We start from the raw sequence: 15,080 nt of genomic DNA on the forward strand, positions 1-15,080 counted from the left end.
CCGAAGTGAGAGTTCCATCATCTAACGCTTCAATCGTATTACCTTACCGGTAGTATTGCAAGAATACGCTGGTTGTTTTGATTAAAATAACTGTATACTTATCCAGTTAGCTCTGAAGCATTTTCATTCCGGACGCGCGCTAAACGCTTTCTAAGTCCTGATCGGCTGTACGGGTGGTGCCGTTGGCCGATGCTCTGGCCGGAGTGAGAGTTCCATCATCTAACACTGGGACATGCGCCGTGACAGGCAATGGATGAGTAAGCGGATGCATTCTCACTCCATCTGATGGAGAAGACGGGTGATTGATAAAGCAATCATCGTTCTGGGAGCGTTAATCGCGTTGCTGGAGCTGATCCGCTATCTGCTGCAACTGCTGAACTGATAGCGGAAACGTAACTAAGGGCAAAGAGCTAACCCCTCTTTGCCCTTTAACATTCATGAAGCGCGATTAACGCATGGTCACGAACTCTTCAGATGCCGTTGGGTGAATGGCAACGGTGTTATCAAAGTCTTTCTTGGTTGCGCCCATTTTCAGAGCGACCGCGAAGCCTTGCAGCATTTCATCCATCCCAAAACCAATGCCGTGAATACCGACAATCTTCTCTTCCGGGCCGACGCAAACCAGCTTCATGCGGCACGGCTGACGGTGGGTGGTGACAGCGGTATACATCGCGGTAAACGATGATTTATACACTTTCACCTGATCATCGCCGTGCTGTTCGCGAGCCTGCTGCTCGGTCAGGCCCACGGTACCAATAGGCGGATGGCTGAAGACCACGGTCGGGATGTTGCTGTAGTCCAGATGTTCGTCCGGCTTATTGTTAAACAGACGCTCGGACAGACGACGGCCCGCGGCAACGGCAACCGGCGTCAGCTCAACGGCCCCGGTGTTATCGCCGACGGCATAAATACCCGGCACGCTGGTGTTCTGGAATTTATCAACGACGATGTAGCCTTTTTCGTTGGTTTTCACGCCAGTAACCGCCAGGTTGAAGTTGTCGGTGGCAGGTTCACGACCGATCGCCCAAATCAGGCAATCTACCGTTTCGCTACGACCATCTTCCAGTTGCAGGGTCAGGCTGCCATCAGCGTTTTTAACGACCGCTTTTGGTATCGCGTGAGTATGCAGAGTCGGGCCTTCGGCGTTCATCACCTCAACCAGCGTGTCGACGATCATTGGGTCGAAGCTGCGCAGCGGCGCGTGTTTACGCACGAACAGATGCGTTTGTGCACCCAGACCGTTAATTACGCCCGCCAGTTCAACGGCGATGTAGCCTGCACCAACAACGGCCACGCGTTTTGGCAGCGCGGGCAGCTCAAAGAAACCGTCGGAGTCGATACCGTATTCCACACCCGGAATGCTTGGATGGCTCGGGCGACCACCGGTAGCAATCAAAATATGATCGGCAGTAATGGTTTCACCGTTCACTTCAATGGTTTTGGCATCCACAAAGCGGGCAAAGCCTTTAATCACATCGACATTATTTTTGCCCAGCACGTTGTCGTACGAGGTATGAATGCGATCAATATAAGCGGTACGCGTGGCGATCAGTTTATCCCAATCGAACTTATTGATGGTGGTGTCGAAACCGTAATCCGGCCCGTACATGTGGATTGCTTCGCGGACCTGTGCGGCATGCCACATCACTTTTTTCGGTACGCAGCCAACGTTAACGCAGGTGCCGCCTAGCTCTTTGGCTTCAATCAGCGCGCATTTCTGGCCGTACATTGCTGCACGGTTAATGGAGGCAATACCGCCGCTGCCGCCGCCAATAGCGATGTAATCATAGTGCTTGGTCATGACCGCTCCTTCATGTTCATTGTAGGGCGGAGAAGCGTTACGCCATCCGCCAAAATATTCGCGATTGTATACCTGAAATTAAAAGGTTCCACCGATGACTGCGATTACTCCGGCACGATCCAGCTTACCGACGTATGACCGGTTCCTGCCGGAACCAGTTTGCTGTGCAACCACGGCAGGACACTGTTCATCTGCTGCTCCAGCTTCCACGGCGGGTTTATTACAATCATACCGGACGCCGTCATGCCGCGCTGATCGCTGTCCGGACGCACCGCCAGCTCAATTTGCAGAATTTTGCGGATACCGGTGTCTTCCAGGTCGTGGATCATGCGTTTGATTTGCTGGCGCAGAACTACCGGATACCACAGCGCATAGGTGCCGGTTGCGAAACGCTTATAGCCTTCGTTAATACCGGTCACCACCGCCTGGTAGTCGCTTTTGATTTCGTAGGGGGGATCGATAAGGATCAGCCCGCGACGGGAAACCGGCGGTAATTTTGCTTTTAGCTGCTGATAACCATCGGCTTTGGCCACGCGTGCGCGCTCATCTTTCTGGAATTCGCCGCGCAGCAAAGGAAAGTCGCTCGGGTGCAGTTCCGTTAATTGCAGGCTGTCCTGTTCTCGCAGCAGCTGGCGAGCAATTAACGGAGAGCCGGGGTAATAGCGCAACTGGCCGCTACGGTTGAAGTGCTTCACCACGCCAATGTAGGGTTCCAGTTCGGCAGGCAAATCGTCCTGCTGCCAGATACGGGCGATCCCTTCCAGATATTCACCGGTACGTTCGGCATGCTCACTGCTCAGCTGATAACGGCCTGCGCCAGCATGGGTATCCAGATAGAGAAACGGTTTTTCTTTCTCTTTAAGCGATTCGATGATCAGGCTCTGGACGGTGTGTTTAAGGACGTCGGCGTGGTTGCCAGCGTGATAACTGTGGCGATAACTCAGCATGGGTAAACGTGTTCCAGGTTATAAACGTAGGCCCGAAAACAGCGCAATATCGGGCGAAAATAAAGCGTATCGCCACAGTATACAGAAAAGTCGTCACTGCCGCGAAAGCGCAACGCCTGGCATTGAAATCCTCTACACTTAACCCCATTGTACAAATTAATATGCACAGCGCCGGATACGCGCTTCATTCACTCTTTTCAACAGGACCGCGCTAATGACCAATCCATTGCTGACCCCCTTCGAACTGCCGCCATTTTCTAAAATTCAGCCTGAGCACGTCGTGCCTGCCGTGACTAAGGCGCTGAACGATTGCCGCGAAAACGTTGAGCGAGTGGTTGCGCAGGGCGCGCCGTACACCTGGGAAAATCTTTGCCAGCCGTTGGCGGAAGTTGACGATGTGCTGGGGCGTATTTTCTCTCCGGTTAGCCACCTGAACTCGGTGAAAAACAGCCCGGAATTGCGCGAAGCCTACGAACAAACGCTGCCGCTGCTGTCTGAATACAGCACCTGGGTTGGGCAACATGAAGGTCTGTACAAAGCGTACCGCGACCTGCGTGACGGCGATCATTACGCTACCCTGAACACCGCACAGAAAAAAGCGGTCGATAACGCGCTGCGCGATTTTGAGCTTTCTGGTATTGGTCTGCCGAAGGAAAAACAGCTGCGCTATGGTGAGATTGCCACCCGCCTGTCTGAGCTGGGCAATCTCTACAGCAATAACGTCCTCGATGCCACGATGGGCTGGACTAAGCTGGTGACTGATGAAGCGGAACTCTCCGGCATGCCGGAAAGCGCGCTGGCGGCTGCAAAAGCCCAGGCTGATGCTAAACAGCAGGAAGGCTACCTGTTAACGCTGGATATCCCAAGCTACCTGCCGGTGATGACCTACTGTGATAACCAGGGGCTGCGTGAGGAGATGTATCGCGCTTACTCCACTCGCGCGTCTGACCAGGGGCCAAACGCTGGTAAATGGGACAACAGCCCGATAATGGAAGAGATCCTCGCGCTGCGCCACGAGCTGGCACAGCTGCTGGGCTTTGAAAGCTACGCTTTTAAATCTCTGTCCACCAAAATGGCGGAAAACCCGCAGCAGGTACTCGACTTCCTTACCGACCTGGCGAAACGTGCCCGTCCTCAGGGCGAGAAAGAGCTGGCTCAACTGCGCGCCTTCGCGAAAGCGGAATTTGGTGTCGATGAGCTGCAGCCGTGGGATATCGCTTACTACAGCGAGAAACAAAAACAGCACCTCTATAGCATCAGCGACGAGCAGCTGCGTCCATACTTCCCGGAAAACAAAGCCGTTAACGGCCTGTTTGAAGTGGTTAAACGTATTTACGGCATTACCGCTAAAGAGCGCACTGATGTTGACGTCTGGCACCCGGAAGTACGTTTCTTCGAACTGTATGACGAAAACAACGAACTGCGCGGCAGTTTCTATCTTGACCTGTATGCCCGTGAACATAAACGTGGCGGGGCGTGGATGGACGACTGCGTCGGCCAGATGCGTAAAGCCGACGGTACGCTGCAAAAGCCTGTTGCCTACCTGACCTGTAACTTTAACCGCCCGGTGAACGGCAAACCCGCGCTGTTTACCCACGATGAAGTGATCACCCTGTTCCACGAGTTCGGCCACGGTCTGCACCATATGCTGACCCGTATCGAAACCGCCGGTGTTTCAGGTATCAACGGCGTGCCGTGGGATGCGGTCGAACTGCCGAGCCAGTTTATGGAAAACTGGTGCTGGGAGCCCGAAGCGCTGGCATTTATCTCTGGTCACTTTGAGACCGGTGAGCCGCTGCCCAAGGAGTTGCTGGATAAAATGCTGGCGGCGAAAAATTACCAGGCGGCGCTGTTTATTCTGCGTCAACTGGAGTTTGGCCTGTTTGATTTCCGTCTGCATGCGGAGTTTAACCCACAGCAAGGGGCGAAAATCCTCGAAACGCTGGCGGAAATTAAAAAGCAGGTCGCCGTGGTGCCGGGCCCAACGTGGGGCCGCTTCCCGCATGCCTTCAGCCACATTTTTGCTGGTGGCTATGCGGCGGGTTACTACAGCTACCTGTGGGCCGACGTGCTGGCGGCGGATGCATTCTCTCGCTTTGAAGATGAAGGGATTTTCAACCGTCAAACCGGACAATCGTTCCTCGATAACATTCTCACCCGTGGTGGTTCTGAAGAGCCGATGGAACTGTTCAAGCGCTTCCGTGGCCGTGAGCCGCAACTGGATGCAATGCTGGAGCATTACGGGATTAAAGGCTGATTATTCACGTGAAAATCTGCTTAGTAGATGAAACAGGCGCCGGAGACGGCGCCTTATCTGTTCTTGCCGCCCGCTGGAATCTTACGCACGATGAAGATAACCTGATGGCGCTGGTGATGACACCGGAACATCTGGAACTGCGCAAACGTGATGAGCCCAAACTCGGCGGTATCTTCGTGGATTTCGTTGGCGGTGCGATGGCCCATCGGCGCAAATTTGGCGGTGGTCGCGGCGAAGCAGTGGCGAAGGCGGTTGGCATCAAAGGCGATTACCTGCCGGATGTGGTTGATGCGACTGCAGGGCTGGGGCGCGATGCGTTTGTGCTGGCCTCAGTAGGCTGCCGCGTGCGAATGCTGGAACGTAACCCGGTCGTGGCGGCGCTGTTGGATGATGGCCTGGCGCGAGGGTATGCTGACCCGGAAATCGGTCCGTGGCTGCAGGAACGTTTGCAACTGATCCACGCTTCAAGCCTGACGGCGTTAACCGATATCACGCCGCGTCCGCAGGTGGTGTACCTCGACCCGATGTTCCCGCATAAGCAGAAAAGCGCGCTGGTGAAAAAAGAGATGCGGGTGTTTCAGTCGTTGGTGGGGCCGGACCTGGATGCGGATGGGCTGCTGGAGCCTGCGCGTCAGCTAGCCACTAAACGTGTGGTAGTGAAGCGCCCGGATTACGCACCGCCGCTGGCGAATGTCGCCACGCCGAACGCGGTAGTTACGAAAGGGCATCGGTTTGATATTTACGCGGGGACTCCTGAATAGCCTTTCCACTTAACTCGATCATGGGTGGTGGTCATCATAATGCTCCCAAATCTTCGGATGTTGGCGCTTATTTAAAAATAAGCGCCAATGATATTAGCTTATTCACCTAAACCATTTTCGATTTCGGCGCTAAGTTTTTGTAATGCAATTTGGGCATCTTCACCCAGGAATACGATATTGACTTCATGGCCTTTTTTTATACCCAGGGACATGAGAGCCATTAGACTCTTTGCATTTACGTATTTATCACTTCTTGCAAGATTTGCGATCTTAACTTCACATTTAAAGGGTTTTAATGTCGCAACCAAGTTTGCTCCTGGACGAGCATGTAGACCATGCTCATTTTTTATGATGAAACGAGCATTGCAATTGGCATCAGGCATCATAATTAACACTGTGTCGTTGGAATTAAATTTTCAGCATCCAGCGCTAAATATTGCTGTGCAACATTAAGCGTCACAGGGTGATTTTTAGGTAAGCCAATGATTTCGGCAGCGGTAGTCAGCAATCCCATTCGTTGCATTTTCTGTTGCAGTTTGACAGAGGCTTGATCGTCTTCGGCATAATAAGCAAGGCCGCAAGCGATCGCTTTTGTGAGGGGGGTGTAATCGAGGTCGTGTTTAAGACAAAGTTGCACGACACCCATTAAGCGATCCTGATAAGCCAATTTCCGAATAGGATCATAGGCGACACGATGAATCGAATCCGGGAGTTCGTTTTTAGCTTTAGGTAAGTACTCCAGATCATTTAATGCTTCACGCGTGATTTGTGGGTATTCGGTCATTACCGCAGTAATTGTGACATCGTGTACCGCATTGGCCAAATCTGAAACCTGAGGATCGGCTGAGGCATCAGGAATGGTTTTGTAACCTTTCAGATGTCCATACCAGGCGGTAGTAGCGTGAGGGCCATTGATGGAAAATACTTTGATGTCTTTAAGCATTTCCAGATGTTCGCGTGGCTCTAGCCATTCCACACCACTGATGTCGTTATAAAGAGGAGTTTGAATGATCAATGAGGCAACGGCGGTGCTGTCTATCTGGGTTGCGTAGTGCGTTTTGGCATCGGTGGAGCGTCTGACAATTGAGTCGCGGATCGCTACGTGGGTGTCGAACCATTGACGCGCTTCAGCAGATGGGATTGCGTCACGGTACCAGCCTTCAATATCTTTAATAATATGATTTTTATTTGTCAGGCAAATTAATGACATTTTTTTGTTTGGGTCAATATGATATTGATGCTCAAAACATTTGCCAAGATACTGAGCGGATTCTGCAAAATCCTCTGGATAAAGTGGACACATAATGACAGACGACTCAAGAAAGTCATTCATGACAGAATAGTTGTCATCGGTCAAAAAAGCATTAAAGTTGGTGATCTCGTGTAAAATGATGTCATCAGTACGAAAAACCTGAACGGTATATTTGTTTTCACGGTTCAGTTCATCAATAACTCTTTGGTCTTTATCCAGAAATGTTATATCCCAGCCAGCATTGTCAAATGTTTCGCCCACAAAACCTTTACCAAGGCGGCCAGCGCCTATAATTAATACGCGTTTCATTATAACTCCTCATATTATTAGATATCCTTGCTCGTGAATATATGATTTATATCCTTGAGTGAGGACACCACGAAATTAGATCTGGTCTCACGTTTTTCTTCGGTTACAAGAATGGCAACTTCATTAGAGACTTCAGCCATTTTTTGTTTGGTATAACACTCATCCAGATCGGGAATAGTTACACCGACTTCACTGTCAACATGCGCAACACCCATAAAGTATATATCCGGGCGAATAGCATTTAATTCGCGAATAGTTTCAGCACCAATTAAAACCAAAGAGTTTTTATAAAGCCTGCCCCCTAATCCTATAACCTCTACATTCTTGTAATCACTTAATAAATGCAGAATAGGGATGTTATTAGAAACAACAGTGCATTTTAAATCTTTGGGTATTAGCTTTATGAGTTCGTAGTTAGTTGTTCCTCCGTCAATTAAAATGACGCTATTTTCTTTAATTAAATGTACGGCTTTCTTTGCCAGCTTTACTTTCTCATTGGTGTTCAGATCCTGCCGGACATTAAACTCAGTGATGGCAGGCCCGACGCGTATTGCGCCACTATGAACACGATGAATTACTCCTTGATTCGCAAGCTCATTTAAGTCGCGTCTTATGGTGTCCTCAGAAACCTTAAGACGCTCACTTAATTTACTGACAACAATCTTTTTCTCTTTCTCAAGTATTTGAAGAATAATATCTTGTCTTGCCGCTTTCATCGTAATGACTCATTTTATTCAGAGAATAATGAGTATATCTTAGATGTTTAGCACTTGTAAAATATATTCTATAGAGTTAGCGGTTCGTAATGCCTGAACATTCTTTTCTTCAATGCAAATTAAGGCGATTTTATTTAACAAGTCCATATGTTCGCCTTCTTTACCCGCGATACCTATGGTTATATAGGCAGTATTTCCATCACCAAAGTCTATACCGTCAGGAAACTGTACTAAAGAAATGCCTGACTTAATGATTTCGCAATCTGAACCATCCGTACCATGTGGTATTGCTAAACCATTGCCTAAATAAGTTGAAACAATCTCCTCTCTGAGTTTCATTCTCTGAACGTATTTATCTGTCACATAGCCATTCATTTTCAGAATATTTCCAGTAAGGGTTATAGCTTCAAATTTATCGTTGGCATGTGCATTAAGAATAATGTTCTCGGGGATAAAGATGTCACTCATGCTGGCACCTCTTCATGGTTTTCATGATTATGCGATTTTATAAACGCAACTGTTTCGTCATAATCACTCAACTTAATAAAGTTATTAACGGTCATAAACACAGTATCGGTGTTTTCACAGCTTAATTTTGCGCGCTCAAGGAGCCCAGATAAAGTAATTACCATATCGTAGTCTCTACCCACTCGGTTTGCTGAATCGTTAATAACCTTAATATAGCCGAGCCCTTCTTCTTGTAGTCGTTTACGTAGAACAGAAGCGCCCATTGCGCTAGAACCCATCCCGGAATCACATGCGACCAATATACGTTGCACCTTTTTTACGCTGGTATTGGATAAGCCTGGGACAAAATCAGCCACAGATTTAACCTGACGCCCGCCGACAGTCACTGGGCTTTCATCATCATCTTCTGAACCGGGGCTGATTTTAAGTATTAACCAGCCCAGCGCGCATGACACGATAAATCCTGCGCTGATGGACACCAGATTGGCAACGATGGCGCTTTTCGGCGTCATCATGGCGATAGCGATTAAACTGCCTGGAGATGCAACGCCGATCAACCCGCCTTCCATGATGACTTGTAAGAATAAGGAGACGGCAAGTCCTCCCATTGTGGCGAATACCAGTAATGGATTTGCCAGCACAAACGGAAAATAGACTTCACCGATCCCCGCTATACCTGCAATAAACATCGCCATCGGTGCTGTTTTCTTCGCGCGTCCACGTCCAAACAGGGCTATCGCCATTAATGTTCCGAGCAGTGGGCCATTATTGGTATCTACCAGGAACATGATTGATTTACCCAGTTCGGGAACCTGGGCGAAACCAATTGGTGCGAGAATGCCGTGGTTAACCACATTATTCAGGAACAGAACCTGAGCGGGCGCCATAAACACTGACAGTAAAGGGAGTAAATTATTGCTGGTACACCAGTTTACCCCTGACGTGATAATGACAATCAGCAGGCGGATAACCGGCCCAACGGTCATATAGGCGAAAATAGCGCATATCAGGCCAATAATTCCGAGACTGAAATTATTGACGAACATTTCAAATCCCGGCTTAATTTTGTCCTGCACTTTTTGGTCAAATTTCTTCAACAGCCAGGAAGAGAGTGGCCCCATGACCATCGCCCCACTGATCATCGTGATTTCTGACCCGACGATAACGCCCATTGTCGCGAATGCAGCAATGACCCCTCCACGTTGACCGTGGATGTTATATCCTGCGGTATAGCCAATCAGTAATGGAAAAAGGTAATTTAGGATTGGGCCAACCATTTCACCTAATTTTTCATTAGGGAACCAGCCATTAGGGATAAAGATGGCGGCCATTAAACCCCATCCCACAAACGCTCCCAGATTCGGCATAACCATGCCGCTCATAACTCCACCAAACTTTCTAATTTTTGCTAACGCAGGGCTATTGGCAATTCGACTGTTCCCCATGGTCGGCTCCATTCTTATATTGATGAGTGATTAATGATGCGATTTACCGCCGGTAATATTGATTACGGACCCGGTGATATAAGAAGAATGATCGGAAACCAGGAAAGAGATCAGGTCGGCAATCTCTTCAAGTTTCCCCGGACGACCAAGAGGAATAATGCCTTTATAGTCTTTATGAACATGATTTGGATCGGTTCCTCGTGTGTAAGCCAGCGCCCGGAAATTGGCTTCGCTGTTCATTGGCGTTGGTACATTGATGGCTGGCTCAACGCTAACAACGCGCACATTGTGGGGGCCCAACTCTTTCGCCCATGAAAATGTGAAGGCGTTAACGGCGGCTTTCGTTGCGGAATAGCAGCTCTGCCCGCGTGAACCCTGAACACCAGCTTCGGAAGTCATATTGATAATGACGCCGGATTCTTGTTCGACCATCTGGCGCCCAATGGACTGCGATACCAGAAAAACAGCTTTCTGGTTAACGTTGACCATAAAGTCGAAATCATCTTCGCTCAGTTCATATTCTGGTTTTTCTTTAAATACATCGACTAACAGGCGTGGACGGCTGACACCCGCATTGTTGACTAAACCGTCTATATGACCAAACCTCTTTACCACTGAGGCCGTGAGCTGCTCAACTTCTGTTTTTTTGGTCACATCGCATTTGATGAAGATGATGTCGTCGAACTGGCTGAAGTTTTTATTGGGTGATAAATCGGCATAAACCACGGTTGCACCGTTGGCGTAGAGATTCTCAACCATTTTTTCACCCAGGCCCATACTGCCACCCGTCACGACCACGACTTTACCGGAAAGATCCAACCACTTTGTTGCTTGATCCATTTACGTTCTCCCACTTTTCACGATTGACTGACAGCAGCTGCCTGGGTATTTGACATTCGATGCCCGCAGCATATTGTTTACATGTTGATGCGGTTTTTTGCGTGTTTATAATCTATGCGCAGAAAAACGCATTGCCTACGAAGATCGTTGATTTTTGCGATGCTAATCACAGGATACATTTTAAATTCTTTTAATTCAGTTGGTTGCTTATATTCTTGTGTTTTGCGTAAAGGATCGCATTTCTGGTGTGTACGATTGTTAATCGATTCATTGATGCGTTTATTTGCGTGTTTGCTTTTTTAATGCGTCTTTATGCGTGATTAAAATTGAGGGGAATAATTGATAAAGAAGCATGTATATAATTGATGGGGCATTGCTGGGGAGGTTGTATGGCACTGGCGACTTCCTGACAGAGTGATTGTCCGTCAGGAAGACTATGTTTACTGGAGGTTAGACAAACGGTGCGTATGGGTCAGCCATCTCAAATGCGACGGCTCTTTCCGCTTTCGGCGGGTAAATCAGTTCACTGACAATCGATACTTTCAGTTTCTTCGCTTCTGCGCGAGTGAGTTTGACCTGCTGATCCCATCCTTCGGTATACACCGCACCCCACGCGCCGAGATCCAGACAGGTGACGTACATCTCCTGACGGTACGGTGAAGGTTCTACTCCCAGCAGGCTTGCAGCAGCGTTATTACCGGCGAATTTACCCAACAAAATAGCGTGCTGGCAGGTCATTAACGCATGGTTGCCTTTGTCATCGGTGGCGGCGTAGGCCACATCGCCAGTGGCGTAGATATCATCATGACCCACGACCTGCAGATTGGCATTCACATGCAGGCGGCCCTGTCGATCGCGCGGGGCGTTAATCTGTGCTGTCAGGTTATTGGCCTGCACGCCGACGGTCCAGATAACTGTTTGAGAGGCAATAACCTGCCCATCTTTCAGCGTTACGCCGCCGGCGTCCACGCTTTCTACTTCTGCATTTACCAACCATTCGATGCCCAGTTCAGTGGAGGCTTCGATTATTACGTCGCGTAATTCCTGGCTCCAGCGCCCGGCAGGCTGAGCACCGCGTTCAACTACGACCACTCTGGTCTTAGCATCGGCACCCAGAATCTCACGCAGACGACCAGGCAATTCCAGCGCCATCTCAATCCCGGTAAAGCCGCCGCCACAGACCACCACCGTATTGCGAGTCTCACTTTCCGGCTGTAATGCCAGGTCTGTAATGTGCTGCTCCAGTGCGGTGGCGCTCTCGAGCTGGTCGAGGTCAAACGCATGCTCGGCTGCACCGACAACGGCGTCGCGGTTAACGTGACTCCCGCTGGCGAGTACCAGGCGGTCGTAGCGGCGCAGATGAATTTCACCGTTGGCATCTTTCCAGCTCACCTCTTTAGAGTCCGGGATGATCTGCTCGACGTGACCTTGCAGGAAGTTGACGCCGGTAACGTCAAACAAGGGTTGCAGCGGGGCGACCAGGGTTTGTACGGCGCGTTCATAAAAGCGTGGGCGGACACGCAGCTCTGGCTGTGGTGAAATTACTGTAATATCAATGGCCTGCTGATGTTTATCCGCCAGTCGTGCGGCGCTTAATGCTGCCCACATACCGGCAAAGCCGGCGCCCACGATCAGAATTCGTTTACGCATTGGGGGGTTCTCTCTGGTGACTACGAATAATTTACTCGGATTTTATTTGTCGTAGTTAAGAATTGCAATGCGATCAGGATCCTTTTTGTCCTGATGTCGTAGGGTGTTTGATTATCTATTTGATAAATATATGATTAAAGTTTTTATATAAATATGGGTTGTGCTGCTGTCTGGAATGAATGAGACGAAAAAGCTACAATTAACTCAGATTCATTTTGGCTGAGATAAGAGAATGGCATTTTACAGTTCTGGGGTTGAGTACGGCATTCATAGCCTGATGTGTATGGTCGACAGCAAGGGCGACGCGCGGGATATGAGCGTGCGGGAAATTGCCGAGCTGCAAAGCGTGCCGTACGACTACCTGGCGAAAATTTTCACCCGTTTGTCGAAAGCGGGCCTGGTGCGCAGCATTGAGGGAAAGGGCGGCGGTTTCCAGTTGGCTAAACCTGCTGAACACATTACGGTGCTGGACGTGGTGAATGCCATTGATGGCGATAAGCGCATCTTTGAGTGTCGTGAGATTCGCCAGCGGCTGGCGGTGTTTGAGGAGCATCCGCCGGAGTGGGCCTGTGAAGGCATTTGTGGTGTGCGCTCGGTAATGGATATGGCTCAGCAGCGAATGGAAGAAGCGCTCGGTCAGCATACGATTCTGGATTTGGCGCGCAAAATGTACCGCAAAGCGCCGGACACTTTTGTGGTCGAAGTTCAGGAGTGGATTAACGCGCGCAAAGGGTAGCGATTGAAAATGCCCGGTGCTTATCCTCGGTGAGAAGCGCTTTCCGCTGGCGTGATAAGACCGAAGTCTTAATCAACGCAATATCGTTCATGGTCATGTCCATTCATGATGACCTGTTTGTATAAACTACGCTCTTACAATGCAGGACTTAAAAGGCAAAAAAAACCGCGATGTGACTCGCGGTTAATGTTAAAAAAAGCTTATTTGCTGCTATCTGGCGTATTAATCATTCGGTTCAGCCAGGGCACCATAATCGCCATCACCACCGTGACAGCCAGGGTGACCAGGCCTATCTTGCTGAAGACGTTGGTGTAGATAGGCAGCGTTTGCAGCGGGTCGGTGATGTTCTCCGGTACGGCAGTAAACGTGGCGACATACCCGCCCATCAGGAAGGCGGCGGCTTGCGTCAGGAACCACATCCCGAGAATAAAGCCCATCAGGTGCTGCGGCACGAGAGCGGCGACCATCGCCAGTCCCAGGGCACTAATCAGCAGTTCACCCAGGCTCTGGAACAGATATACCAGCACGATAAACCACGGCGACGTCAGTCCCTGCGCATCCGCAAACCACATCCCGGCAGCGGCTGCCGTCAGGAAGCCCAACGAGCACAGGAACATACCGAGCGTAAATTTCATCGGCATAGTCAGGTCTTTGCCTTTGTTTCCCAGACGGGTATAGATCGCGGCCAGTACCGGACTTGCCAGCACCACCCAGAACGGGTTCAGCGCCTGGAAGCTCACTGGGTTAATGGCGAAACCGAGAATTTCATGGTGCACGTTATTGATAGCAAAGAAGTTCAGCGATGTCGGCATCTGCGCGTACAGCACGTAGAACACAACCGCTTCCAGCATCAGGATGAAGGCCACGAACATCTTGTTGCGCCCGGTTTTATCCAGTTTGAATGCCTGACGGAAGAAGATGATAGTCACGGCAATCGACAGGACGATCAGCACCAGGTTGGCAATCTGCACGTTGTGCATCAGCCAGGCGCAGATAAATACCATCACTACCGTACCGGCCAGCACGTACAGCAGATTACGGAAATTCAGTGGCTTATGGTCTGGCTCAGAACCGATATTTTTTACCATCCCACGGCAGGCAAAGTAGACCAGCAGCGCGACAATAAGCCCGGCCCCGCACAGGTTGTAGGTCACCGCGTAGCCAAACTTATCGGCAATCACCGGCGCCAGCGACAGCGACAGCAACGAACCGATGTTAATCGACATATAAAACAGGGTGAAAGCACCGTCCAGACGGGCGTCTTTTGGTGGATAGCATTTTGACAACAGGCTTGCCGGGTTGGCTTTAAACAGCCCGTTACCGACGGCAATGGTACCCAAAGCAATAAAGATCAGATCGGGCTTGAGCAGCGACATCCCGGTCATGAAGTAGCCGATTGCCAGCACAATGGCACCGAGAACCAGCGTGCGCTTAGTGCCTAACAGGTGGTCGCCGACGTAGCCGCCGATCGAGATCAGGCCGTAGACCAGCGCAGCAAAGGCACCAAAGGTGACAAATGCCTGTTCCTGTGAAAATCCTAGCTGCTTAACAAAGAATACCGTCAGGATGCCCTGAACGCCGTAATAGCCAAATCGTTCCCATAATTCTACAAAGAAGATCATGAAGAACGGACGAGGTTGCTGCAGCAAGCCCGTAGGTGCAGTTTTATTCATATTCCATCGCCTTTCAAAGCCATCCCGAAAAGTATGAACGCGTATGCTTAAACGCGCCGAAAAAGTCTTGTTTTGTTATAGGCTGCGGCTATTAGCCGCGAGAGTAGAGTATTATAGAGATGGTTTTCGATCCAATTAGTTGATCACACTAATTATGATTTGTTTGTTGGATTGATGTACTAATTGTGTCCGAATGATAAAAACAAAAACGCCCGCACAGGCGGG

General features: G+C 49.8%; 14 protein-coding genes. 4 read left to right on the plus strand and 10 right to left on the minus strand.

What is annotated here, in order from left to right; all coding sequences use genetic code 11:
- The first annotated feature begins 298 nt into the window (after positions 1-298).
- The gene (dinQ, locus tag FDW87_RS13240) at positions 299-382 is read left to right on the plus strand and encodes a damage-inducible type I toxin DinQ (RefSeq protein WP_003837776.1); all 84 of its coding nucleotides are present in this window, start codon (positions 299-301) and stop codon (positions 380-382) included.
- A 66-nt stretch (positions 383-448) separates the two neighbouring features.
- Here dinQ and gorA read toward each other — a convergent pair whose 3' ends face one another.
- Positions 449-1,801, minus strand: coding sequence for a glutathione-disulfide reductase (gene gorA, locus FDW87_RS13245; protein ID WP_046274489.1), 1,353 nt, complete (start codon positions 1,799-1,801; stop codon positions 449-451).
- 104 nt (positions 1,802-1,905) lie between these two features.
- Positions 1,906-2,748, minus strand: coding sequence for a 23S rRNA (adenine(2030)-N(6))-methyltransferase RlmJ (locus tag FDW87_RS13250; RefSeq protein ID WP_016154881.1), 843 nt, complete (start codon positions 2,746-2,748; stop codon positions 1,906-1,908).
- A 214-nt stretch (positions 2,749-2,962) separates the two neighbouring features.
- Between FDW87_RS13250 and prlC the strand changes: the two genes are divergently transcribed.
- Both prlC and rsmJ read left to right on the plus strand, forming a co-directional pair.
- On the plus strand, positions 2,963-5,005 hold the full coding sequence (gene prlC, locus FDW87_RS13255) for an oligopeptidase A (RefSeq protein WP_046274490.1): 2,043 nt from the start codon (positions 2,963-2,965) through the stop codon (positions 5,003-5,005).
- Positions 5,006-5,013: 8 nt separating this feature from the next.
- Positions 5,014-5,766, plus strand: coding sequence for a 16S rRNA (guanine(1516)-N(2))-methyltransferase RsmJ (gene rsmJ, locus FDW87_RS13260; protein WP_094761590.1), 753 nt, complete (start codon positions 5,014-5,016; stop codon positions 5,764-5,766).
- A gap of 98 nt (positions 5,767-5,864) precedes the next feature.
- On the opposite strand, the gene FDW87_RS13265 is transcribed toward rsmJ, so the two are convergent.
- From FDW87_RS13265 to FDW87_RS13295, 7 genes are all read right to left on the minus strand, one after another.
- Positions 5,865-6,152, minus strand: a complete 288-nt coding sequence (locus tag FDW87_RS13265) for an HPr family phosphocarrier protein (RefSeq protein WP_029139725.1) — start codon at positions 6,150-6,152, stop codon at positions 5,865-5,867.
- A gap of 2 nt (positions 6,153-6,154) precedes the next feature.
- A complete protein-coding gene (locus FDW87_RS13270; RefSeq protein ID WP_137379828.1) occupies positions 6,155-7,327 on the minus strand; it encodes a mannitol dehydrogenase in 1,173 nt (390 codons plus the stop codon).
- A gap of 17 nt (positions 7,328-7,344) precedes the next feature.
- Positions 7,345-8,043: a DeoR/GlpR family DNA-binding transcription regulator gene (locus tag FDW87_RS13275; RefSeq protein ID WP_137379829.1), complete on the minus strand. Its 699-nt coding sequence runs from the start codon at positions 8,041-8,043 to the stop codon at positions 7,345-7,347.
- 39 nt (positions 8,044-8,082) lie between these two features.
- A complete protein-coding gene (locus FDW87_RS13280) occupies positions 8,083-8,511 on the minus strand; it encodes a PTS sugar transporter subunit IIA (RefSeq protein WP_016157693.1) in 429 nt (142 codons plus the stop codon).
- Complete coding sequence (locus tag FDW87_RS13285; protein WP_016157692.1) at positions 8,508-9,956, minus strand: PTS mannitol transporter subunit IICB; 1,449 nt, start codon at positions 9,954-9,956, stop codon at positions 8,508-8,510. Before FDW87_RS13285 ends, FDW87_RS13280 begins: the two co-directional genes overlap by 4 nt.
- A 30-nt stretch (positions 9,957-9,986) precedes the next feature.
- Entirely contained in the window at positions 9,987-10,796 is an 810-nt protein-coding gene (locus tag FDW87_RS13290) for a sorbitol-6-phosphate dehydrogenase subunit (protein WP_016157691.1), read from the minus strand.
- Positions 10,797-11,246: 450 nt separating this feature from the next.
- Positions 11,247-12,446, minus strand: coding sequence for an NAD(P)/FAD-dependent oxidoreductase (locus FDW87_RS13295; RefSeq protein WP_137379830.1), 1,200 nt, complete (start codon positions 12,444-12,446; stop codon positions 11,247-11,249).
- A 232-nt stretch (positions 12,447-12,678) separates the two neighbouring features.
- On the opposite strand from FDW87_RS13295, the gene FDW87_RS13300 reads away from it, so the two are divergent.
- On the plus strand, positions 12,679-13,182 hold the full coding sequence (locus tag FDW87_RS13300) for an Rrf2 family transcriptional regulator (protein ID WP_016154877.1): 504 nt from the start codon (positions 12,679-12,681) through the stop codon (positions 13,180-13,182).
- Positions 13,183-13,382: 200 nt separating this feature from the next.
- Here the strand turns inward: FDW87_RS13300 and dtpB are convergent, their stop codons facing one another.
- Positions 13,383-14,855, minus strand: coding sequence for a dipeptide/tripeptide permease DtpB (dtpB, locus tag FDW87_RS13310; protein WP_137379831.1), 1,473 nt, complete (start codon positions 14,853-14,855; stop codon positions 13,383-13,385).
- Positions 14,856-15,080 lie beyond the last annotated feature (225 nt).

The sequence above is a fragment of the Citrobacter sp. wls826 genome (genome assembly GCF_005281245.1).
Taxonomy (GTDB): domain Bacteria; phylum Pseudomonadota; class Gammaproteobacteria; order Enterobacterales; family Enterobacteriaceae; genus Citrobacter; species Citrobacter braakii.